The 22,787-nt window shown below is 37.0% G+C and carries 18 protein-coding genes; 14 read left to right on the top strand and 4 right to left on the bottom strand.

Annotated features, from left to right (window positions below; all coding sequences use genetic code 11):
- Window positions 1-170: 170 nt before the first annotated feature.
- The 4 genes from VIO64_RS11850 to VIO64_RS11835 all read left to right on the top strand — a co-directional run bounded on the left by VIO64_RS11850 (window position 171) and on the right by VIO64_RS11835 (window position 6,526).
- The gene (locus VIO64_RS11850) at window positions 171-2,426 is read left to right on the top strand and encodes an ATP-dependent helicase (protein ID WP_331918408.1); all 2,256 of its coding nucleotides are present in this window, start codon (window positions 171-173) and stop codon (window positions 2,424-2,426) included.
- Complete coding sequence (locus tag VIO64_RS11845; RefSeq protein WP_331918406.1) at window positions 2,423-3,244, top strand: PD-(D/E)XK nuclease family protein; 822 nt, start codon at window positions 2,423-2,425, stop codon at window positions 3,242-3,244. Before VIO64_RS11850 ends, VIO64_RS11845 begins: the two co-directional genes overlap by 4 nt.
- Before the next feature lie 7 nt (window positions 3,245-3,251).
- Window positions 3,252-5,543, top strand: coding sequence for a single-stranded-DNA-specific exonuclease RecJ (gene recJ, locus VIO64_RS11840; protein WP_331918404.1), 2,292 nt, complete (start codon window positions 3,252-3,254; stop codon window positions 5,541-5,543).
- 98 nt (window positions 5,544-5,641) lie between these two features.
- On the top strand, window positions 5,642-6,526 hold the full coding sequence (locus VIO64_RS11835; protein WP_331918402.1) for a YegS/Rv2252/BmrU family lipid kinase: 885 nt from the start codon (window positions 5,642-5,644) through the stop codon (window positions 6,524-6,526).
- Window positions 6,527-6,588: 62 nt separating this feature from the next.
- On the opposite strand, the gene VIO64_RS11830 is transcribed toward VIO64_RS11835, so the two are convergent.
- Together VIO64_RS11830 and mgrA are read right to left on the bottom strand one after the other, a co-directional pair.
- Window positions 6,589-6,894 (bottom strand): hypothetical protein, encoded by a 306-nt coding sequence (locus tag VIO64_RS11830; RefSeq protein ID WP_331918400.1) that lies wholly within the window; start codon window positions 6,892-6,894, stop codon window positions 6,589-6,591.
- Window positions 6,895-6,957: 63 nt separating this feature from the next.
- A complete protein-coding gene (mgrA, locus tag VIO64_RS11825; protein WP_331918398.1) occupies window positions 6,958-7,947 on the bottom strand; it encodes an L-glyceraldehyde 3-phosphate reductase in 990 nt (329 codons plus the stop codon).
- A 208-nt stretch (window positions 7,948-8,155) separates the two neighbouring features.
- On the opposite strand from mgrA, the gene VIO64_RS11820 reads away from it, so the two are divergent.
- A complete protein-coding gene (locus tag VIO64_RS11820; RefSeq protein ID WP_331918396.1) occupies window positions 8,156-8,695 on the top strand; it encodes an ECF transporter S component in 540 nt (179 codons plus the stop codon).
- Window positions 8,696-8,950: 255 nt separating this feature from the next.
- On the top strand, window positions 8,951-10,573 hold the full coding sequence (locus VIO64_RS11815) for a glycoside hydrolase family 9 protein (RefSeq protein ID WP_331918394.1): 1,623 nt from the start codon (window positions 8,951-8,953) through the stop codon (window positions 10,571-10,573).
- A 112-nt stretch (window positions 10,574-10,685) separates the two neighbouring features.
- Here VIO64_RS11815 and VIO64_RS11810 read toward each other — a convergent pair whose 3' ends face one another.
- A complete protein-coding gene (locus VIO64_RS11810) occupies window positions 10,686-11,945 on the bottom strand; it encodes a methyl-accepting chemotaxis protein (protein ID WP_331918392.1) in 1,260 nt (419 codons plus the stop codon).
- Between the two features lie 454 nt (window positions 11,946-12,399).
- Here VIO64_RS11810 and VIO64_RS11805 point away from each other — a divergent pair, with 454 nt between their 5' ends.
- Both VIO64_RS11805 and VIO64_RS11800 read left to right on the top strand, forming a co-directional pair.
- Window positions 12,400-13,779: a 2-isopropylmalate synthase gene (locus tag VIO64_RS11805; protein WP_331918390.1), complete on the top strand. Its 1,380-nt coding sequence runs from the start codon at window positions 12,400-12,402 to the stop codon at window positions 13,777-13,779.
- Window positions 13,780-13,890: 111 nt separating this feature from the next.
- Window positions 13,891-14,574, top strand: coding sequence for a GntR family transcriptional regulator (locus VIO64_RS11800; RefSeq protein ID WP_331918388.1), 684 nt, complete (start codon window positions 13,891-13,893; stop codon window positions 14,572-14,574).
- Between the two features lie 87 nt (window positions 14,575-14,661).
- Here VIO64_RS11800 and VIO64_RS11795 read toward each other — a convergent pair whose 3' ends face one another.
- Window positions 14,662-15,291, bottom strand: coding sequence for a copper amine oxidase N-terminal domain-containing protein (locus VIO64_RS11795; protein ID WP_331918386.1), 630 nt, complete (start codon window positions 15,289-15,291; stop codon window positions 14,662-14,664).
- Between the two features lie 223 nt (window positions 15,292-15,514).
- Here VIO64_RS11795 and VIO64_RS11790 point away from each other — a divergent pair, with 223 nt between their 5' ends.
- From VIO64_RS11790 to VIO64_RS11765, 6 genes are all read left to right on the top strand, one after another.
- Window positions 15,515-16,903 carry an RsmB/NOP family class I SAM-dependent RNA methyltransferase gene (locus tag VIO64_RS11790; RefSeq protein ID WP_331918384.1) on the top strand — a complete coding sequence of 463 codons (1,389 nt, stop codon included), beginning with the start codon at window positions 15,515-15,517 and terminating at the stop codon, window positions 16,901-16,903.
- A gap of 55 nt (window positions 16,904-16,958) precedes the next feature.
- Complete coding sequence (locus tag VIO64_RS11785; RefSeq protein ID WP_331918382.1) at window positions 16,959-17,702, top strand: pseudouridine synthase; 744 nt, start codon at window positions 16,959-16,961, stop codon at window positions 17,700-17,702.
- Between the two features lie 21 nt (window positions 17,703-17,723).
- Window positions 17,724-18,914, top strand: a complete 1,191-nt coding sequence (locus VIO64_RS11780; protein WP_331918380.1) for an SAM-dependent methyltransferase — start codon at window positions 17,724-17,726, stop codon at window positions 18,912-18,914.
- Between the two features lie 328 nt (window positions 18,915-19,242).
- Window positions 19,243-19,803, top strand: coding sequence for a carbohydrate-binding protein (locus VIO64_RS11775; protein ID WP_331918378.1), 561 nt, complete (start codon window positions 19,243-19,245; stop codon window positions 19,801-19,803).
- Window positions 19,804-20,112: 309 nt separating this feature from the next.
- The gene (locus VIO64_RS11770) at window positions 20,113-21,402 is read left to right on the top strand and encodes a glycoside hydrolase family 18 protein (protein WP_331918376.1); all 1,290 of its coding nucleotides are present in this window, start codon (window positions 20,113-20,115) and stop codon (window positions 21,400-21,402) included.
- A gap of 155 nt (window positions 21,403-21,557) precedes the next feature.
- Window positions 21,558-22,352, top strand: coding sequence for a cysteine peptidase family C39 domain-containing protein (locus tag VIO64_RS11765; protein WP_331918374.1), 795 nt, complete (start codon window positions 21,558-21,560; stop codon window positions 22,350-22,352).
- Window positions 22,353-22,787 lie beyond the last annotated feature (435 nt).

Raw genomic sequence — 22,787 nt, 5'->3', positions numbered from 1 at the left:
TTCAGCTTCAAAGCAAATTTGTTTGGAGGCAGAATCACTTTTTCTATAGCTAGGTTTCCTACAACAACAATCAATGTTGCAAAATCCCAAGCGATTTTGTTGTACTTACAAAATTACAAAACCTTGAAGCATATCTCCCATATGTTATAATATACAGTGGGTGATCAGGCATGGGGCTTAGAAAAGGCCAGAAAGAACTTGTTGAGGATTATAGAGGCGGATATTGTGCAGTGCCGGCAATACCAGGCGGCGGGAAGACCTACTGCCTGTCTGTTTGGGCTGCTCGTATGATTGCAATGGGCATTCCAAAGCCCGGGAAAATATTGATTGTTACATACATGAACAGTGCGGTGAATAATTTCAAGCAAAGAATAAGTGCGGAGCTTCAAAGGCTTGGGATCCAAGGCAATAAGGGTTATTTTGTTTCTACAATTCATGGATTATGCCTTCAGATCATCAAGGAAAAACCTGACCACATCATCGCAAATGAAGAGTTTGGAATTGTTGATGAGGTAACAAAGGTTCAGATTATAAACAGTGCGGTTGATGAATGGAAAAGGGGTAATGAAAGAAGGCTTGCGTTTTTTATTGATGAACAGAATTTCAGTTCCAATAAATTAAATGATATATATAAGACATGGCATGATAAATTTTGCGGGTTGGTCTTAGGGGCAATAGGAGATTTCAAATGCCGCGGCATAGGCCCCCAGGAAGCACTTGAAAGGTGTAAAAGCCTTCCTAACAACTCTTTTTTGAGATGTGCATCTGAGGTTTACGGGCTATATGATAGAAAGCTTAAGATTTCAGGGTTTCTTGATTTTGACGATATGCTGTACAGCTCTAAAAAAATACTTATGGAAGACAGTAGTTTACTGGAAAAATATCAGAAAAAGTACACTTTTGTATGCGAGGATGAAGCCCAGGACTCCAACCTTATACAGAGTGAAATCCTTACAATGCTGGCAAATGGAAATCTTTTGAGGGTAGGGGACAGCAACCAGGCAATTTGCGGAAGTTTTTCAAACAGCGACTTTACGCTTTTTAAGAGCTTTTGCGAGGATCCTGCAACTACTGTTTACAATATTACCCAGTCCAGCAGAAATACAAAAGACATTATTAACCTGGCAAATCATTTTGTTAAGTATATTAGGGAGAGGCATCCGATTTTAGAGTGCAGAGACAGCCTTTTGCCCCAATATATAGAACCGGTTAGTGACGATGATGAGAGAAAAAATCCTGAGATACCTGAGTACGGAATAAAGGCTGGAATATTTCCCTCCTGGCAGGATGAAGCCAGGAGGATAGTCAAAAAGGCACAGGAATTCTTAAACTTATTCCCTGACAAAACAGCTGCAATTTTGGCACCAAGTGCATGGAAGATCAAGGAGATAGTCAAAATTCTGGGATCTTGGGATTTACCATATGAGCAGCTTGATAATTCATCTCCTGAAAAAAACAAAACAGTTAGAATGTTAGGCAGGGTCATAGATTATATTGCATATCCTGAGGATGGTGAGAAGCTTGCGGCCATGATGCTGGAATGCTTCCTTACCGAAAGGTATGATGCGGACCATAAAACTCAGGTTGAAACGGAAAATGATATTGAAAATGAGGGGCAAAAAAGGATCGGACAGAAGGATATGCTTACAAGCTTTTTAAAGAGGTGTCCTACTGAAAACCTTTTATATCCTCAAGGTGGAGAAATAAACATAAGGGATATACCCAGGGAGCTTTCTAAAAGCACGATTTGGTCTGATTTTTTAAGTTACTTGGATCTTGTAAGGGAGCTTTTGGAGTTTCCTGATACCATAGTGGAAAAGCTTATTCTCTACATATCTGAGAAGCTTAAGTTTGGCAGGGAAGAGAGAGCTATAGCTCAAAAGGTTGCCGGAGATGTAAGATACCTTATGAGCCGCAGTCCGGTATGGCGTATGGGAGATTTGGCATTGGAGCTATTGAGTCCAAAAAACATGTTTAATTATTTTGCAGGGGTCGTGTACGAGCTTAAGGGATATGAACCCAAGCCAGGAGTTATTACGGTAGCGACTTACCATAAATCAAAAGGGCTTGAGTGGGATGTGGTTTTCCTTACAGGGCTTAATTATGCTGATTTTCCGGTGACATTGAAAGACAAGTTTATTGGAGAGTATTGGTTTTTAAGGGAGGAGTATAAAAATCCCCAGGCGGTTATAAAAGCGGAGATGCAGAAAAAGATAGAGGGAAGCTTTATGGGTGATCCCCTTGTGAAAGCCAAGATTGAGACCATATCGGAAAAGGCAAGGCTTCTCTATGTAGGAATAACCAGAGCAAAGCAGTACCTTTTCCTGTCCGGCGAGCATTCAAACCAGGGGAAAAGGAATGAAGTACTTCCATGCCAATATCTTGTGGAAATAAAAAAGTTTATTGATGAAGAAGGGAGTAAATGACTTATATGGGATCAACAGCTGACAAAAATAAGAATATTATCCCTGAAGGATTCCTCTTCACGCAGCAATCCCTGACCACCTTCGCCAACTGCCCTTTGAAGTTCAGAAAAAGGTACATTGAAAACCTTAAATGGAACAGCTATCCCGATGGAGATGTAAAGAAAAGGCTGGATATGGGTAATGACTTTCACCTCATTGCCCATAGATACTTTTTAGGTATTATGGATGAGCACATAGAGGATGCAGAGCTTAAAAGGTGGGTTGAAAATTTGAAAAACAGTTTTCCCATTAATAAAGATTATGTTTACCTGCCGGAATATAAGATAAGAATGGCAGACAATATTATGAGACTTGAGGCAAACTATGACCTGTTATTGGTTAAAAACGGGAAAATTGAAATATGGGACTGGAAAACCCATTCACTAAGGCCTGACCCTGATAAGGTCCAAAGGAATACAAGTTTTTTAAAAAAGCTTCAGACAATAGTATATGTGTTTGTTTTAAAAGAGCAGTCTAAGCTTATAAGTGGGGAAGATGCTCAGAGTCATTTGATATCAATGAATTATTGGCAGCCTGATCCTCCCGGCACAATTGAAAAGATTGTCTACAGTGATGAAAGGCACAGACTTTTTAAGGAAGAAATCCAGAGCAGGGTAGTTAGAATTATGGATTTTGACTACGGGGAGTTTGATAAGGAAAATTATATAGAACACTGCAAAATATGTGAATTCAACTGGTTTTGCAATAATAAAAAAGTTGATTTTAAGGCCATGGAAGATGATGAAGATTTTCTTGACAGCTTAAGATGGGAGGATTAGCACTTATATGAATGTAAGAATATCTATAAAAAATAATGGTGTAAAAATTCCCCAGGAATTAAAAAATGCTGCCGACGGTGACGAACTTATAGGATTGTTATTCTACAATAGAGGATATAAAGACCCTATTACAGTAAAGCAGATGCTTCATGAGGAACTGTATGTTCCTACGGATATATGGGAATTCCCTCAAATGAGAGATGCGGTGCATATAATAAAACAAGCAATCGGTAACAAAGAAAAGATTGCTATATATGGTGATTATGACGTAGACGGTGTTACCAGCACTGCTTTATTGATGCAGTGTCTGGGATTTTTTACGCCCAGTGTTATGTACCACGTTCCGGATAGATTTACCGAAGGATATGGAATGAATGCAGGAGTTATTGAAGGGCTTAAGGAAAAAGGGGTTTCACTCATTATCACATGTGACTGCGGAGTGTCTAATGTGAATGAAGTAACACTGGCAAAAGACCTGGGCATGAATGTTGTGGTGACAGACCATCACAGCATACCCGAAGTGCTTCCTCCTGCGGATGCAATATTAAATCCCAAGCTTCTAAAGGAAGGCCATAAGGCTAGAAATCTATCAGGCTGTGCCATGGCGTATTTTTTATGCAGGGCACTTTTACAAAGCTATGGTATGGAAGAAAAAGCACAACTTTTTATGGACCTTGTTGCTCTGTCTCTTATTGCAGATGTGGTGAGCCTGAATGGTGAGAATAGATATCTATTGAAAAATGGGCTCCCTATGCTGTTTAATACAAGCCGAACCGGACTAAAGTCGCTTTTTAACATCATCCAGCAAAATAGTAGTATTCAGTCTGAGGAGGATGTGGCATTCCAGATTGCACCCCGTATTAATGCAGCAGGAAGAATGGATTCTGCAAGGCTTCCGGTTGATTTGCTGCTTATTAGAGAAGCAAAAGCAGCAGATGAATTGGCAAGGAGAATTAATTCTCTCAACGAGGAAAGAAAAAGGGTACAAGAGCAAATAATTAAAGAGGCTGTAGAGCTTGTTGAAAACTATAAAAAACTGAAGAGTATTATGGTTTTATACAATGAGTATTGGCATCATGGTATTATCGGCATCGCGGCAGGCAAAGTCTGTGAAACATACAGAAAGCCGACTATTATGCTATCTCTTAAGGAAGATGGGGAAACCATAGTAGGATCAGGGAGATCAACAGATGATGTAAATATATATGAGATTTTAAAGGAGACTTCAGGAAAGCTTCTAAAGTTCGGGGGTCACTCAAAGGCAGCAGGGCTTTCATTAAAGAAGGAAGACATTGAGGCATTTACCGATGAAATTGAAGCAGCTGCCGAAAGATTTAATTTTGCAGACAATAACATTGAGATTAAGGTAGACAGGGAGCTTTCCTTTGATGATATAGATGAGATCTTCTATGAGAGACTTAAAAAAGCGGGACCATACGGTGAAGGTTTTGAAGCACCATTATTCATAACACGCAACGTATCAATCCTAAATGACAGAGTTACAGCCAAAAATCATCATATAATGGTGGTGTCGGATATCGATGATATAAGGCTCACCGCTGTTAAATGGTTTGGAGGAAGCGACAGCTTTAAGGGTAAAGTGTGTGATATTGTCTATAAGGTGGGACTTAATTCTTACAAGAACAATACAAGCCTCCAGCTTACAATAGAACACATTGTTGAAACCGATGGAAGGATTAGAAAAGCATTTGAAGGTATGATTGAAGACGCCAGGGACCTTGAACCACGAGAAGCAGCAGAAATTTATGAGAATTCAATAGTATTTTATGAAGGTGCTGTTGATAAATGCCCCATAGAAGGAAGCAGAAACAGGATGCAGCTTAAAAAGGCGGATAATTTGGTGTTTTTATCAATTCCTGTTAACTCCAATGTGTTTAGGGAAGCCGTATACCTGGTAAACCCTAAAAGAGTGATACTCAATTTTTCTATTTTGTCCGACTATTCCTTGAAAGGTTTTGTTTTGGAGCTGTTTGGGATATTGAAACGATCAACAGCAGCAGGTGAAGGGCTGTTTGAACTATATGACCTGGCTTTGCTTCTTGGTGTTGAGGAGGAGATTGTAATAGCTGCCCTTAAGTACCTGAGAGCTGCAGGTAAAATTGATTTTATTCATGAGGTTGATGAAAGCACGGTGACCGTCTGGCGAAAGAACTTTGTACCAAGCCCTGATATCACCGTCTGCGAAAAAAGGCTCACAAATGCACTCTTAGAGAAAAATGCATACCAAAGCTTTATAAAAAATCTTGAGTGCAATATGTTTAAGGAATACTTAAAATAAAAATATTATTTTTGTATTCCAAAAAACCAATAAAAATGTATAATATACTTAAGAATAACAATAGAGATTTGTTTAATATATAATATGGGAGGATCCCAATGAAAAAAGCACTATTTATATACAATCCAATGTCAGGTGATAGGACCATTCCGACAAAACTTGATCTTATCCTTGAGCGATTCCAGGAAAAGAATATAATGTTAATGCCATACAGATTGCATAGTGTTAAGGATAAAAACCTGACCAACCTGTTTCAGGAAGGGGATTTTGACCAGCTAATCATATCAGGTGGGGACGGAACCTTAAACAGCATTGTTAATAAAATGTTTAAGAATAAATTAAATGTACCCGTGGGAATTATTCCGTCAGGCACTTGTAATGACTTTGCAAGATGTCTTAACATTCCCCACTATTTAAATGATTGTCTTGACGTGATTCTGTCAGATAACATTATAGAGGTTGATGTAGGGCTCATAAACAATTCAAAATACTTTCTAAGCACATGTGCGGGGGGGTTATTTGTCAACGTTTCATTCAGTACCCATAACGAGCTCAAAAAGAACTTTGGGCCCTTTGCTTATTATCTAAAAGCACTTAATGAAGTTACCAACATTAAATCCTTTACTCTTCGAATAGAAACAGAGGATGATATTATTGAAGAAGAGAGCCTACTATTTCTGATACTCAACGGTAAACATGCAGCAGGTTTTTCCAATATAATAAAGGAAGCTGATTATTCAGACGGTTTAATGGATATAGTCCTCATCAAAAGCTGTTCCCATATTGATTTGGCATCATTGTTCTTTAAGGTTTTAAGCAATGACTCATTAAATGACAAACATGTATTAAAGCTCACTGCCAAAAAGTGCACCGTAACAAGTAGCAGCGAGGTTGGCATAAGCGTTGATGGAGAAAAAGCTCAAGGACTTCCACTAAAGGTGGAGTTTATAAATAAAGGGCTTAGAGTTTTTGCGAAAGTATAATTTCATAGACATTAAAAACAACCGCTGTCAGATGGTTTAATCCGTCTGATAGCGGTGTTAATTTATAAAACAATTCTATCTATTAAGGATATTTTGTTGTCTCTTGCAAATTTTGAAAGTTCCTGTTTGTATTCTTCGAAGTACTTTTCATGGTTGTGCTTGATAAACTCAATTGGTGTGCTGGATGTGTTCGTAAAAATCTGAATCTTTTCAGTTCTAATTTTCCTGAAAAGTTTGTTTATCAGTATTTCGTCAAACTCAATCCTGTTAATATCATTGTAGTTAAGGTAGAGTGTCTTTTTTTCATCAAAGTTCGCTATTGACAAAGTTGTCCAGTCCTTGCTACAGGATAAACGACGCTTTTCCAATTTACCCTCACCTCCAATATTCAGTTATTAACATTATACTATAATTTGCCAATAAAATAAATATCAATTCAGAATATCATCTATTATTTTTAACTCTTCATTACTGAATTTTAGATTTTTTACAGCGAGGACAGTGTCTTCAATCTGACTCTGGGAGCTTGCTCCAACAATGGCTGAGGTTACAGTATCATTCCTCAGTACCCACGAAATTGCCATCTGCGACAGCTTTTGCCCCCTTTTTATAGCCAATTCATTTAAAAGGTTGAGTTTTCTAAGTTTGTCTTCACTGATATCTTCCGGCTTCAAGAAAATGCTTGAGCCTGCAGCCCTTGAATCTGAAGGTATTCCTTTTAAGTATCTATCTGTTAGTAGTCCCTGTGCAAGTGGTGAAAAAACAATACATCCTACTCCTTCATTTTCTAAAACCTCTAATAGCTCCGGCTCAATCCATCTGTTAAACATTGAATAAGAAGGCTGGTGTATCAGGCAGGGAGTTCCTAAAGATTTTAGAATCTCAAGAGCCTTTTTGGTTTGCTCGGGATTATAATTTGATATGCCTGCATAAAGAGCTTTACCGCTTCTAACAATATGATCAAGGGCACCCATGGTTTCCTCAAGCGGAGTTTCAGGGTCGGGTCTGTGTGAATAGAAAATATCCACGTACTGAAGCCCCATTCTTTTAAGGCTTTGGTCTATACTGGCTATAAGGTATTTCCTTGATCCCCATTCTCCATAAGGACCAGGCCACATATCATATCCGGCTTTGGTTGAAACAATCAGCTCATCTCTGTAACACTGCAAGTCGGATTTCATTATCCTTCCGAAATTTTCCTCGGCTGATCCCGGAGGCGGACCATAATTGTTTGCCAGATCGAAATGTGTTATGCCAAGGTCAAATGCCTTTCTTATGATACCTTTACTTGTCTCAAGACTGTTTATACCGCCGAAATTGTGCCAGAGACCTAGCGAAACTGCAGGCAGCTTCAGTCCACTCTTACCGCATCTGCGGTAAATCATTTTTTCATATCTTTTTGAATCTGCAGAATACTCCATAATCCGATATCCTTTCAAGTAAGTAATGACTGTATAAATCATTATCTGTTTAACCATATAATGAGATTATAAGGTTATCAATACAATTTTTCAAGACAGAGGAGATAAAATAATATTGACATGGAACGTCAATGCTATTAATATATTTATGATTTTTATGTATTGGTTAAATGTGTATCGGTACAGTTTGTGAAATGGGGGAGAACTGATGAAAGTAATAAGTACAAAAAAAATAGCATTGGGCGGACTCTTTATGGCCTTGATTTGTGTAACAACTATTGTTACGCAGATTAAGTTATACACCGGGTATTTTAATCTTGGAGATATCTTTGTAATGACAGCTGCTGTACTTCTAGGAAGGTATTATGGATTTGCAGTGGGTGGGATTGGAGCTGCAATTGCTGATTTATATCTAGGAAGTCCTATTTATGCACCAATAACACTAATTGTTAAAGGTATGGAGGCATTTGTGATTGCTAGCATAATAGGTAATAGCAAAAGGGCTGAAATTAACATTAAGACTGTTATAGCGTTTGGAACTGGTGCTTTTATTATGGTTGTTGGTTATTTTATAGCAGAAGGATATTTATTAAGGCTAATTGATAAAACGTTCGGTTTAACTGCTGCGTTTGCAAACCTTCCCTTTAATGCTATACAGGGAGTCGTATGCAGCATATGTGCATTTATACTAATAAAGGTCCTGGCAAGGATTAACTTGATTCCCCAAGATCCAAGACGTATATCGTAAAGGGTTTAGTCATGATGGAAAATTTAATCTGTTAACTAAAAAAAGACAATTCATGCAATTGTCTTTTTTTATTAATTATATTATTATAAGCTTATATAACTATACTCATAAACAGGTTGAGTTATTTGGAATAGATAAGCTGAATTTAATTAAGGGGGGAAAAGTGTATAAGTGTACAGGCATATTTATTCCATTTAGTCATGATCATTTTCATTCATGACTTAATAAATTAATAATAATAAGGGGTGTCAGACAATGAAAAAAATACTTGCGGCTGTACTGACTTCAGCAACTATAATCTCCAGTACAGTAGTACCATCCGTAAACGTATCAGCTGCTACCATTTCCAGCTCCGATTATGCTGTAGCATTTAAGGATTCCTTATGGTTTTATGATGCAAACAAATGCGGTCCTGATGTGGCTAAAGATAATGTTTTCAGTTGGAGAGCAGCATGTCATACCAATGACGGCAAATTTGTAGGAGCTGATTTGACAGGGGGATACCATGACTGTGGAGACCATATCAAATTCGGTATTACAAATGGTTATGCATCATCAATTTTGGGTTGGTCTTTATATGAGTTTAAGGATGCATATGATGGAGCAGGCCTTACCAATAAGGCTATATCGACTTTGAAATACTTTACCGATTACATAATGAAATCCAGGGTTAGTGCTACAAAGTACTACTATCATGTGGGAGCACCAACAGACCATGATTATTGGGGACCTCCGGAAAAACAGCCTGGGGATAGGGATAAGGTTTATTATGTAGATTCATCAAGCCCTGCTTCTGATGTGTGCGGCTTGTATTCAGGTGCATTAAGCCTCATGTACTTAAACTATAAAGACATAGATTCAACTTATGCAAACAAGTGTCTCGAAATGTCCAAAGAGTTATATGCTCTAGGCAAAAACCGAGGAACATGTAAAGCAGACGGCTTCTATACATCTTCATCAGGTGACGATGATATGGCTTGGGCTGCAATATGGCTGTATGTCATAGAAAAGAAAGACTCTTACCTTTCAGATATAAACAGCCTTTTAAGTTCACCTGGTACCAACTGGGCGATATGCTGGAACGATATGAAGCTTGCAGCTGCTTATGTTATAGGTAGTGCTACAGGCCAGACAAAGTATAAAGATGCCGTTACCTCAAACCTCAACTACTGGCAGACAAGTGTTCCTAAAACTCCTGGAGGAGTAAGATTCCTGACTGAGTGGGGAATGCTGCGTTACAGTGCATCTGCATCAATGCTGGCATTATTGCAATATAAGCTGACAAAGGATGAAAATCTTAAAACCTTTGCAAAAGGACAGATAGATTATATATTAGGAAACAATCCGGCTAACATGTCGTATATGGTAGGATTTGGAAGTAAGTGGCCTCAGCACCCTCACCATAGAGCTGCTCAAGGGTCAATGGGATGGGGAGATTGGAAGTCAACTGCAAAGAATACATTGACAGGAGCATTGGTTGGCGGTCCTAACATGTCGGACCAATATACTGATGAAGTAGATAAGTTCCAGGCTACTGAGGTTGGTATAGACTACAATGCAGGCTTGGTTGCTGCATTAGCGGGTTTAACCAAATATTACGGAAATATTCCTTCTACTCAGCCTACAAGCACTAAAGCACCAACTCCTACTCCAACTAACACACCAACTTTTACTCCAACTAACGGTTTTAACTATATACCGGAAGATGTCAATAAGGACAGGGTAGTAAATATGGCGGATGTTATATCCATTGCTTCAGGTTTCGGTACTACAACAGTTGATTCAAAATATAAGCAAGAACTTGATGTTAATAGAGATGGGGCAATTAACATGAGTGATGTTATGAAGATTGCAGTTAAATTCGGCTATACATACTAAATCAAAATAATTAATATTAACAAAAACACTTTAGGCCTTCAAAATCAGGGCCTAAAGTGTTTTATTCATGTTTAGGAGATTGTTGACAAAATCAGTTCGCGATTTTGTTCAATCAGGATCTTACTTTATATTTTTTTAGGTGCGTATCCAGTTGTTGAACTAGCTTCTCCATAGTACATGATGCATCTTTCATCTCTTCGATAGCCTTCAACTGATGTTCCGTAGTGGCTGCAACCTCCTGGCTTGATGCTGCTGTTTCTTCAGAGACTGAAGATATATTTTCGATTGCATTTATAACTTCATCCTTATCTGTTTGCATTTTCGTTACTGAATTATTTACCTCGTTAATTTTTTGCACTATACCGGTAATAGCCTCTGCAATGTTTGTAAATGCATTATCAGTCTTGTTAACAGCATTATTCTGTTCCTGGGATATTTTTTTCATTGCGTCCATAGATTTAAGGGCTAGCTGGGATTCTTCCTTGATGTTCTGCATGAGGCCGATAATTTCTTCAGTAGATTTTCTGCTTTGATCTGCAAGCTTTCTAACCTCTTCAGCTACAACTGCAAAACCCATACCTGCATCTCCAGCCCTTGCTGCCTCTATTGCTGCATTGAGAGCTAAGAGGTTTGTCTGCTCTGCAATATTTTCAATCGATTCAACAAATAGGCCTATATCCTGAGTTGTAGTTGTTAACTTCTCTATAACAGAGAATATCTTTTGGGAAGACTCAAAATTCTGTGATGATTTGTCACGAAGAGTGCTTACGGCATCCAAACCAATTGAATTCAATTCGTTTATTTTGTTGGTTTCATTTATAATTCCGGTATAGCTTTCATAAACAAAGCTTATTTGTTCCGATAGCTTTTCTACCATTGAAACACCTTGTTGTGCGTCTGCAGCTTGATCTGATGCACCTTTGGCAATTTCATCCACGGTTTTTGCTATCTCTTCCATTGCAGCTGCTGCTTCCTGTGCAGTTTTGCTAACTCTTCCGGATGCATCTATAATGGAGGTGGACAATGAGAAAAAGCTTTCAATCAGCAAACGGATATCAGAAAAAACAGAGTTTACTGATGTAGCAACACCCTTCAAATTCTCAAAGCTATGTGACTCAATTATGTGGGAAATATCACCTTTTTTTATTATTTCCAGCTCATGAGAAAATGTTTGGATCATTTTCTTAAGATTTATTCGAATGGCAAGCTCTGCAATAATTGATGAGCTGATGGAGGCTAAAATAAATATTGCTAGTGTAACAACGGTATTGTTCTTAAAGACAAAATTACTTATAAGGAATGCACCTACGCCTACAAAAAGGGAAAATAAGTACCCTAAGTGCAATAGTTTAAAAAATTTGGTTCTTGACATAATAATACCTCCGCACATATTAATTTAAAAAAGAAACTTAAATACTAAATACAAACTTAAATACTAAGTACAATCTTAAATGCTAAATACAACCTATTAGCTAAGATAGAAAAAACAAAATCCCTTGAGGTTTTGAAACTTTGATCGTTGTCGCGAGAAAGTGTGGTGTAGAATACACCATAATTTTCTAGACATTAAGAAGTTGCCAGTGAACAGCTTGATGTGAGTTGTGAGTATTGGGGTTTTATGGTTAGATTAACAACTATTATATAAAACTTAGTGACGGATTAAATATGGTAATCCTAATATATATTTAATTCGATAAAAAAACAAAAAATCCTCCTTCCCATAAAAATACTCAAGTGTACTTATAGAAAATTATATAAAATTATTGTATTGACATGAGTTGTATAATTGTATACAATTATACAAAGGATAAAAAGGGGGTTTTTATATGATTGAATTCAATAAAAAAACTAATACATTAGAACAAACTCAATACAAGTATAGCCTTCAAGATATTTCAGAACCAAATCTTTACAGGGAAATATTCAGTTATGATGAGATACCCAAATGTGCTTTCAATCATAGAAGGGTTCCGATGTTTCCTGCAGATGAGATATGGATAACTGATACAACCTTCAGAGACGGACAGCAATCAAGAGCCCCTTATACTGTAGATCAGATTGTTACCCTTTTTGATATGCTGCATAAATTAGGTGGACCAAATGGTATAATAAGGCAAAGTGAGTTTTTCCTGTATAGCGACAGAGACAAGCAAGCAGTATATAAATGTATGGAAAGAGGATACAAGTATCCTGAAGTAACCAGTTGGATAAGGGCAACAAAGAGCGATTTTATGCTTGCTAAAGATATGGGAATGAAAGAAAGCGGTATATTGGTAAGTTGCTCTGACTATCACATATTTAAAAAGCTTAATATGACTAGAAAGCAGGCACTTGAACACTATATGAGCATAATAAAAAGTGCTATAGATGTAGGAATAAAGCCTCGCTGCCATTTTGAAGATATTACCCGTGCTGATTTTTACGGCTTTGTAGTTCCCTTTGCATTGGAACTTAAAAAACTGATGGATGAAAGCGGCATTCCTATTAAAATACGTGCATGTGATACATTAGGATATGGTGTTTCATACTCAGGAGCTGCACTTCCTAGAAGTGTACCAGGCATTATATATGGCTTAAGGCATCACGCAGGTTTTCCAAGTGAGCTCATAGAATGGCATGGACACAATGATTTCTACAAAGCTGTTTCCAATTCTGCCATTGCATGGATGTACGGAGCTTCAAGCGTTAACTGTTCACTTCTGGGAATAGGGGAAAGAACAGGAAATACACCTTTAGAAGCAATGGTTATTGAATATGCACAGCTTAGGGGAACTACTGACGGGATGGACACAACCGTGATTACTGAGATAGCAGAATACTACGAAAAGGAAATCGGCTATTCAATTCCATCGCGTACTCCTTTTGTAGGAAAACATTTTAATGTTACTCAGGCAGGAATTCATGCTGATGGTCTTTTGAAGGATGAAGAGATTTATAACATATTTGATACAAACAAATTCTTAAAAAGACCTGTTGGAGTTGCAATAAATTCCCATTCGGGTCTGGCCGGAATAGCACATTGGGTTAATAGTTATTTCGGGCTTGATGGTGTCAAAAAGATAGATAAAAAGGATGATAGAGTAGCAAAACTGAAAAATTGGATTGATGACCAATACAAAGATGGACGTGTGACTGCAATAGGTGATGATGAGCTTTTAGAAGCAATCGGTGAGCTTACACCCGAAATATTGGATCTTGCACTCTAAAGAAAAGAATTGCATCTTACAAAACAAGGGAGTTAACTATATTAAAAGTGAAATAACACTTCCACTTTTAATGTATTTTGGTTAATGGCTCTTCAAAGAGGGAGGGCACAAATGTCAAAAATAGAGCACAATGAAAGCGATAGTGCTTTACATTCATTAAGAGGTAAGGTTTTCATACAGATTCAAAATGATATTTTAAACGGTAAATATCAACCTGGGGACAGCCTGATTGAGACAAGACTATCGGAGGATCTGGGAGTCAGCAGGACTCCTATAAGAGAAGCACTTAGGCAGCTTGAGCTTGAAGGGCTTGTTCAGTCCATACCGAATAAGGGTGCAGTTGTGACTGGAGTTTCAACAAAGGACATTAAGGACATATACACCATAAGGATGATGATTGAAGGGCTAGCTGCAAGATGGGCGGCTGAAAATATAACTCATGATGAGCTTAACGAGTTAAAAGAATGTCTTGAGTTGGAGGAGTTTTATACCATAAAAAACGATACGGAACATGTACTCAAACTGGATTCCAAGTTTCATGAGATTATATTCAAGGCCAGTAAGAGTAAGCCCTTGTTGTTTATGCTAGGTACATTTCATCTTTACATACGCAGGGCAAGAAATATATCCATAAGTTCGCCGGGAAGAGCAGAAAAGGCTCTTTTAGAGCACAAGGCCATATTCAAGGCCATCAGTGAAGGAAATTCAGAAATGGCGGAGAATCTTACAACTGAGCATGTAAGGAATGCAAGCACCAACTTGATTAAACAAACTAGCGAGACACAGGAAATTTAATTTCAAATAACAGGCAATATAAGAGGGGCGTTACAAAACTAATGTTAGTTTTGTAACGCCCTATTTTTATAGAAAAACAGCAAAATATTATTTCAGTTCCATTGAGTAAGAGGCGATAGGTTTGAAATTACCTTCATCGTCTTTTAAATTCACCATAAAGTAATAAGTTCCGGCTTCCTTTATGTTTGCCTTATCCCAAGCAAGTGCAAACATTGCAGGGGTGTATGGGCCTGTTGAGTTTATAGTTTGCTCTGTTTTTGTGTCTACAGGTTTGTTAAAGTCAATATTGTTGTTTTTATCAGTTTTGAAAATTCCGCAGTACAATGTATGATTACCGGCCGAAAGACCGCTTATGCTAATGTAGGACAAATACCTGTCATATTCCGTCCAAAATGGTATTATCTCAGATGGTTCTCCGGATATGGAGGAACCGTCTTTTGATTCGGCAAAAATTATGTTTACATGGGGCTTTAAAATACTGGCGGTTTTGGTGTTGCCATCCCAGGTAACTATACCGTTTACCGCTTCAGCAACTTTTCTTATAGGTAGGAGGGTTCTTCCGTTCATTACTATAGCTGGAACATCCAAGCTAAGCTCGGTGTTGTTGACATTTACTTTGACTATATCATAACCGTTATATTTATTATTGCTTTCAGCGGATACCACAACAGTTACTAAAAGGGATAAAACCACAATAAAAGGTATGATTCTTTTCATAAAAATACTCCTTCCTGAAAAGTTTATATTAAATTTCTACAAATGCAATTAAAAACCCTTCTTTTTATGTTTAATAAATTATGGCAGCATAACCCCTATGATCTATTAAAATATTATTGGAGTGTAAAAGCTGATGTTTTATGTGTTATAATATATTAAAAATTTGTATAAGGCAATTTATAAATACCTTAGAAATTACGGTAGAATATTACAGGAGTTTTTTATGAAATTACCATTAGAATTTTTGGAAAAGATGAGAAACCTTTTAGGTGAAGAGGAATACAAGCAGTTTATGGATTCCTTTAACAAGCCAAGGTTTTATGGATTAAGAATAAACACCCTTAAAATAAAAGTTGAGGACTTTATAAAGATTTCTCCGTTTAAGCTTGTACCTATACCTTGGACAAGGGATGGTTTTTATTACAGCGGAGATAATTCTCCAGGGAAGCACCCTTATTATCATGCCGGACTTTATTACATTCAGGAACCAAGTGCCATGTATCCAGGATTTGTCGCCAATGCAAAGCCGGGTGAACGTATACTTGACTTATGTGCAGCTCCTGGAGGAAAATCTGTACAGCTGGCGGCAGGGCTTGAGGGAAAAGGAATTTTGGTTTCCAATGATATAAATGCGGACAGGGTAAAAGCTTTGGTTAAGAATATTGAACTGTGCGGTATCAGGAATGCCATAGTCACAAATGAAACCCCCGATAATCTGGCTTCACGGTTTGGTGCCTTTTTTGACAAGGTTTTGGTGGATGCTCCCTGTTCCGGAGAAGGCATGTTTAGAAAGGATGAAGAAGCACAGAGAAGCTGGAGCAATTTTAAATCTGACAAATGTGTTTTGATGCAAAGAGATATTTTAGAAAGTGCGGATAAACTTCTAAAGCCCGGTGGGTATATGATTTATTCCACATGCACATTTTCTCCTGAAGAAGATGAAATGATGATTTCCCAGTTTTTACAAAAGCACCGAGACTACACAATATGTGGAATTCCTAAGTGTGGGGGCATAGATGACGGTAGACCCAATTGGTCTGATGAGAATGGGGAACTTATAAAAACTTCAAGGCTATGGCCCCATAAGCTTGATGGAGAAGGACATTTTACCGCAATGCTGAAAAAGGGTGAAAAAGATACCCTTGCTCATGAAAAACTTGGGTTTACAGGCAAAAATACTTCATCTAAGGTGGATATAAACTTACTAAACGAATTTTTCAAATTTACAAAGGAGAACTTTAACTGTGAAATAGATGGAAGGTTTGAACTTATGGGAAACCACTTGTACTGTCTCCCCCATGAAACCCCGTCTCTTGATGGGCTTAAAATTGCCAAATTCGGTTGGTATTTAGGGGAGTTTGGTAAAGGTAAGTTTAATCCTTCTCATTCTATGGTTATTTCTCTGAAAAAAGAAGATATTAATAATGTGATGGACTTAAGTTCAAATTCCAATGAGGTGTTAAGTTATTTAAAGGGTGAAACCCTTATTATAGAGGGGCAGGATAACGGTTTAACCTGTGTATGTGTTGACGGCTACACTCTAGGATGGGCAAAATCCAACGGGGGGATTGTAAAAAACCTGTATCCCAAGGGCTGGCGAAGAATGTGCTAGGACATGTTAAAAAATGCTAAATAAACTAAAGAATTAGACAGAAAGCAGGATAAAAATGAGAAATACTCAGCGATTGGATAAGGTCGTTTCAAATTTCGGATATGGGACGAGAAAAGAAATAAAGGCAATGGTTAAAAATGGCTCTATAAAAGTTGATGGACAGGTTGTAAAGGATAGTGGAATTCATATAGATCCCAATTCAAGTACAATTGAGATAAATGGGGAGGTTTTAAATTATAAAGAGTTTATATACCTAATGTTAAACAAGCCTCAGGGTGTGATAAGTGCTACCTTTGATCAAAGGCACAAAACAGTTGTTGAGCTTATGCCAGAAGAGGTTTTTCACTATAAGCTGTTTCCTGTCGGAAGGCTTGATATTGATACGGAAGGGCTATTAATCATGACTAATGATGGTGACTTGGCTCATGAAGTTCTATCGCCTAAAAAGCATGTTCGAAAGAAGTACTATGCCCTTATAAACGGGGAGGTTATAGAGTCGGACAAGAAAGCATTTGCTGAAGGTATAACAATAGATGACGGGTATAAGACCATGCCTGCCCTTTTAGACATAATAAGATCAGGTATCACTTCGGAAATTGAGCTGACCATAGTTGAAGGAAAATTTCACCAGGTTAAGAGAATGTTTGAAGCTATTGGCAAGGAAGTAAGGTTTTTAAAGAGGATTGAAATGGGAGGAGTACTCCTTGATGAAAGCTTAAAGCCTGGTGAGTGCAGAGAGCTGACAAAGGAAGAATTGGAAACATTAAGGAATTCTGCAGGGAAAGGACTTTTTATATAGAAGACAGGGAGAAGCAAAAGTATGAATAAGCAAAATATAAGTAAGATGTCGCTTTTTCTAATGGGTTTAGAACAAAGGATTAAGGACAGGATTGATTTTTTTAAGGGAATATCTGCTGTTTATAAGTCGGGGACAAGGGAATATAAAGCCAATATTTCAATAGAAGACGGTAAACTTAAGATTAATTTTAATGGAAAAACTGAAACTGCCGAGATAGAATGGCTTTCTGCAAGGCTATCCAAGTTTGGGGAAAACTATGATTCGGCACTGGTTACATATGAAGAAAGAGGCACTACTATTTATATTGAGGCAGACAACAAAAATGTAAAAATGAGCGTCAAGGAAACAGGAACTAAAGAAAATGCTCCTGATATCAAAAACGGGTATCATAGTGAAACCTCCCAAATTGCCAATCGTGACTATCTTATAAAAATCGGTCAGGCTGATGACGTTCTTAAAGAGATTGGAATTCTTAGTGAAAATGGCAAAATCAAAAATGATATGATCCGTAAATACAACCAGATCGATCATTTCGTTGAAATACTTAACGGGCTGTTAAAAAGGCTGGCAGATAAAAATGATTGTATTACAGTTCTTGACTCTGGCTGCGGAAAGTCGTATCTTTTGTTTGTATTAAACTACTATATAACTGAAGTTCTTAAGAAAAAGTCATATTTCATTGGTGTTGACTATTCTGAAACTGTCATTCAGGCATCAAGAAAAATGGCTTCAAGGCTTGGGTATAACAATATGGAGTTTAAAATAATGGATATCAGGAATTATAGACCGGACAGAAAGATACATCTTGCCATAAGCCTCCATGCATGCGATACTGCAACCGATTATGCACTGGGCGTTGCATTAAACAACAATGTTGAGGCTGTGGTAATGGTGCCGTGCTGCCAGAAGGAAATTCTGAATCAATACTCATATGATCCATTCTCTCAGATATTAAAACATGGCATACTTAAGGCGAGAATGGCAGATGTGTTAACCGACGGTATCAGGGCTATGTTGTTGGAAGGTATGGGATATAAAGTGTCCCTTCTCGAATATATTTCACCTCTTGAAACGCCTAAAAATCTTATGCTTATTGCAGAGAAAGTTCACAGTGAAAACAAAAAAGCCATGGATGAGTATAATAAGTTAAAAGATTTACTAAATATAACACCGACTCTTGAAAGGGTCATTTGTAGAGGCATTGAGACTTAATAGACAGCTGATATGCACATATCTATTTATTCCATATGCAAAAATGTTTTGTTTTTTATAAGATTTATGGTATAATAATAGAGGTCAGTGCACATAATTTGTAAGTGTATTTTGAAAACTTTATAATGTTAACACTAAAGCTTGGTTTTACCAGTGTTTAACAAGGCAGTAAGGAATGGATGAAATGCTTTGCAATTAACTATATTAAAAGTGCTAATAATCTTGCATTTGCCGGAGCAAATAACGAACGGTTTAGCGGGATTTGCGACAGACAAATGTAATAGATTTATCACTTTTAATATACAATACTAATGTTGAGGTGATCTTAATGAGTTTGAGTTCTCAACCATATGCAGAAAACGGTGTTTTTATTTCCGACTATTCCTTGGGTGTTGGAGATGAGGTAACAATAACTTACGAAGGAATATTGGCAAAAAGCGGTGCGGATCAGATTTTCCTGCATATTGGGTATGGTAAAGAGTGGTTGGATAAAGCCTTTATACCAATGGAAAATGAAAACGGTGTTTTTAAAGGGTCGTTCAAAATTACACTACAAGATGAGCTGAATATTTCGTTTAAAGACAGTGCAGATAACTGGGATAATAACTCATTTATGAATTACTCAGTTAAATTTACTGGAAAGGCAAAAGCTGTAAAGAAGTCAACTGCCAAAACAGCTGACCAAAAAGAAGATGGAGCTGAATCAAAAGAAGTAAAAAAGACAGCTAAAGCTTCCACCGAAAAGAAAAGTTCCACCAAATCCAAGAGTAAGTCTTCTGAAGATATAAAGGATAAGGAACCTAAAGCATCTACAACAAAGAAAGCTTCAAAATCGGCATCTGCAGCAAAAACATCTACAAAAACCTCAAAAGCATCAAAAGATAAGTAAAACCGGATTATGCAATTTGAAATAGCTATTTTAAAGAATAAATGATAAACACTTTATACTAAAGAACAGTTATCGAATGACTATATTTTGGACATTGGAGCAGCTGGAAATTTAGTATAAAGTGTTTTGCTTATGTCTAGGAAATTATGGTGTATTCACACCATAATTTCTCACGACAACAATCAAAGTTGCAAAATCGCAAGCGATTTTGTTTTTATAATTAAAAATCTAATATACCTCTTTATTAATGTCAATTTTTCCTTTTTTGAATATCATGATATGGGAATAATTAATTAGGAAGTGGAAAATTTGACGATATATGTTGTCCAACCCGGAGATTCCTTATGGTCCATATCGAGAAGATTTGGGGTCAGTATGGATACAATCAGTTCCGTTAATAAATTATATGAAATTCCTGCTCTTGTTATTGGTCAGGCTTTGGTTATTCCAACCACAGAAACGTCATATACAGTAAGGCCAGGTGACAGCCTCTGGTCCATTTCGAACAGATTTGGAATAAGATATGAAACATTGGCACAATACAACGGAATATCATATCCCTATATCCTTCAAGTTGGAATGACTTTAAGAATTCCGGAGCAAAGAAAAAATTATGGGTACTTGGAAGTTAATGCTTATATAGAGCCTTCTACTGCCCAGAATGAAACACAAATAGTAAATGAGGTAGGTAAATATTTAACTTATATTACTCCTTTTAGTTATATGGTAAATAATGACGGTACACTTAAAGATATTGATGATTCTGCCATAAGGAGCACAGCAGCTAATTATAATGTTGCATCCCTTATGGCTATAACCAATTTCAGTGATGGTAATTTCAGCAGTGAAATTGCTCATTCCATATTGTCAGATAATGCTGTTTCCCAAAAGTTGTTGGATAATGTAATAGATATTATGAAGAGGAAACGTTTCTATGGGTTAAATGTTGATTTCGAGAGAATTTTTCCTGAAGACAGGGAATTATACAACAGTTTTTTAAGAAAAGCAGCAGATATTATGCACAGAAATAATTTTGTTCTGTCAACTGCTCTAGCTCCAAAGACTTCAGCAGAACAGGCCGGGGAATGGTATGAAGCTCATGATTATCCTGCTCATGGAGAAATTGCAGATTTTGTAATACTTATGACCTATGAATGGGGATGGTCAGGAGGACCTCCTCTACCTGTAGCACCAATAAATTCAGTAAGAAAGGTTTTGGATTATGCGGTTTCTGTAATACCTCCAAAGAAAATAATGATGGGAATGCCGTTGTATGGTTATGACTGGAAGCTTCCATATGTGGCAGGAGGGCCATTTGCACCCCGTATAAGTCCGCAGGACGCACTAAGCATTGCTGCTGAGTATGGCTCCATAGTAAAATATGATACAGAGGCACAATCGCCATACTTTAATTATTATGACAGGGACAGAAAACAGCACATCGTATGGTTCGAGGATGCTAGAAGTGTCAGGGCCAAATTCTTAACTGTAGTTGAGTATGGTCTTAGAGGGGTAAGTTATTGGGTATTAGGCGAATCCTTCCCTCAGAACTGGCAGGTACTAGACAGTATGTTCAATATAGTTAAGGTGCTGAGATAATACATTGACAAATGCTAGTGAAGCATAAAATATAATTTGAAAAATGTTTTGATATAAAGAGATGTTTTAGACTATATGTTTTGCAATATCTATTGCAAAACATATAGCTATTACTGTTAATGAAATACAACTTATGAAGGGTAAAGGAATGTAGAATGGGGATACAACTTTTAATAAACATTGTCTTGTCTATAGCAATGCTTATAGCAGGCCACAGAATTTCGCAAAAAACAAAGGATAAAAGAATAAAAGTTCTATTGGGCGTTATATTTTTCCTTTTGAGTTTGCCTTCCTTGATTGTTCTTATTATACCGGTTTTTATAACGCCGGCTTGGATTATTGAATTTAAAGCTGTTAGGTGGATAGAATTAGTAACGGTTTTTGTAGGGCTGTTTACAGGCTTTATCATTAATGTAGTAAGGCTGAAAAGCAGCGGAATCTTGGACAAGTATAAAAAGTATTTCTACATGATATCCTTACTGATATTAATCCCACAATACATTAACTATTTCCCTATAATGATAAATTATGAAGACTTCAAAGATGAGTGGAAAAATGGTGTTTGCATGCAATCGAAAGGTTTTACTTGTGCACCGTCATGTATGGCAACGGTATATAATTATTTTGGTCAAAAGCGGACGGAAGCTGAGATGACAAAAGCTTTATATACAAGTCGTTCTGGTACCGGTCTTTCTCAGGTTCTCAGGTATGCCAGAGAACAGGGAATGAAGGTGACATGTAAAGTATCCAAAGAACTGAAGGATGTCAGTGCTCCAGCCATACTTGAAGTTGAGGTCATAGGAATTGGGCATGTTGTTGTTTATCTTGGAATGAATGGTGATAAATATATTATTGGAGATCCTCTTGAGGGTAGAATTGAGATATCAAAAAATCAGTTATTGGACAAATACAAATTTAAGGGATTATTGCTGGAGTTTGCTCAAATTTAAGGATTGTAGGCTTTGTAATTTGTTAGTGTTACATAAAAATCAAATAGTAAATATAACTAAATTGTATGATTGAAAAAACTATTATTTAGTGGTATAATAAATATATAGTGGTAATCATTTTCTCGATTTAATTATCATTTCAATAAACTGATTAATTACATATCCAAGAGAGCATTTAGATCAAATAATCTATTTGATACAATTTAATATTTCTAATTTATGATTTAAGGATGTTTTGTACTTAAGTTGTTGTTGTTTTGTTTTTTAGCAGTAATCAATGGATTGGTTTTGTTGTGAGCTTGTCCTAGCTTCCGTAGAATTTCGGTAGCTTAGTTTTACGTGGTTTTTCTCATCCTACAGATTGTTTGCTATAATCTTCCACCTTTGAAATATTATTAATAAGGATTGGAAGTAGTTTATATCCTTTAATACGAT

Source organism: Pseudobacteroides sp. (assembly GCF_036567765.1).
GTDB lineage: Bacteria > Bacillota > Clostridia > Acetivibrionales > DSM-2933 > Pseudobacteroides.
The sequence above is the reverse complement of the archived record's forward strand: the minus strand, read 5'-3'. Positions and strand labels throughout refer to the sequence as shown.

Coding starts and splice junctions, on each gene's coding strand:
- VIO64_RS11850 (WP_331918408.1), top strand. CDS start 171: ATGGGGCTTAGAAAAGGCCAGAAAGAACTTGTTGAGGATTATAGAGGC.
- VIO64_RS11845 (WP_331918406.1), top strand. CDS start 2,423: ATGACTTATATGGGATCAACAGCTGACAAAAATAAGAATATTATCCCT.
- recJ (WP_331918404.1), top strand. CDS start 3,252: ATGAATGTAAGAATATCTATAAAAAATAATGGTGTAAAAATTCCCCAG.
- VIO64_RS11835 (WP_331918402.1), top strand. CDS start 5,642: ATGAAAAAAGCACTATTTATATACAATCCAATGTCAGGTGATAGGACC.
- mgrA (WP_331918398.1), bottom strand. CDS start 7,947: ATGGAGTATTCTGCAGATTCAAAAAGATATGAAAAAATGATTTACCGC.
- VIO64_RS11820 (WP_331918396.1), top strand. CDS start 8,156: ATGAAAGTAATAAGTACAAAAAAAATAGCATTGGGCGGACTCTTTATG.
- VIO64_RS11815 (WP_331918394.1), top strand. CDS start 8,951: ATGAAAAAAATACTTGCGGCTGTACTGACTTCAGCAACTATAATCTCC.
- VIO64_RS11810 (WP_331918392.1), bottom strand. CDS start 11,945: ATGTCAAGAACCAAATTTTTTAAACTATTGCACTTAGGGTACTTATTT.
- VIO64_RS11805 (WP_331918390.1), top strand. CDS start 12,400: ATGATTGAATTCAATAAAAAAACTAATACATTAGAACAAACTCAATAC.
- VIO64_RS11800 (WP_331918388.1), top strand. CDS start 13,891: ATGTCAAAAATAGAGCACAATGAAAGCGATAGTGCTTTACATTCATTA.
- VIO64_RS11795 (WP_331918386.1), bottom strand. CDS start 15,291: ATGAAAAGAATCATACCTTTTATTGTGGTTTTATCCCTTTTAGTAACT.
- VIO64_RS11790 (WP_331918384.1), top strand. CDS start 15,515: ATGAAATTACCATTAGAATTTTTGGAAAAGATGAGAAACCTTTTAGGT.
- VIO64_RS11785 (WP_331918382.1), top strand. CDS start 16,959: ATGAGAAATACTCAGCGATTGGATAAGGTCGTTTCAAATTTCGGATAT.
- VIO64_RS11780 (WP_331918380.1), top strand. CDS start 17,724: ATGAATAAGCAAAATATAAGTAAGATGTCGCTTTTTCTAATGGGTTTA.
- VIO64_RS11775 (WP_331918378.1), top strand. CDS start 19,243: ATGAGTTTGAGTTCTCAACCATATGCAGAAAACGGTGTTTTTATTTCC.
- VIO64_RS11765 (WP_331918374.1), top strand. CDS start 21,558: ATGGGGATACAACTTTTAATAAACATTGTCTTGTCTATAGCAATGCTT.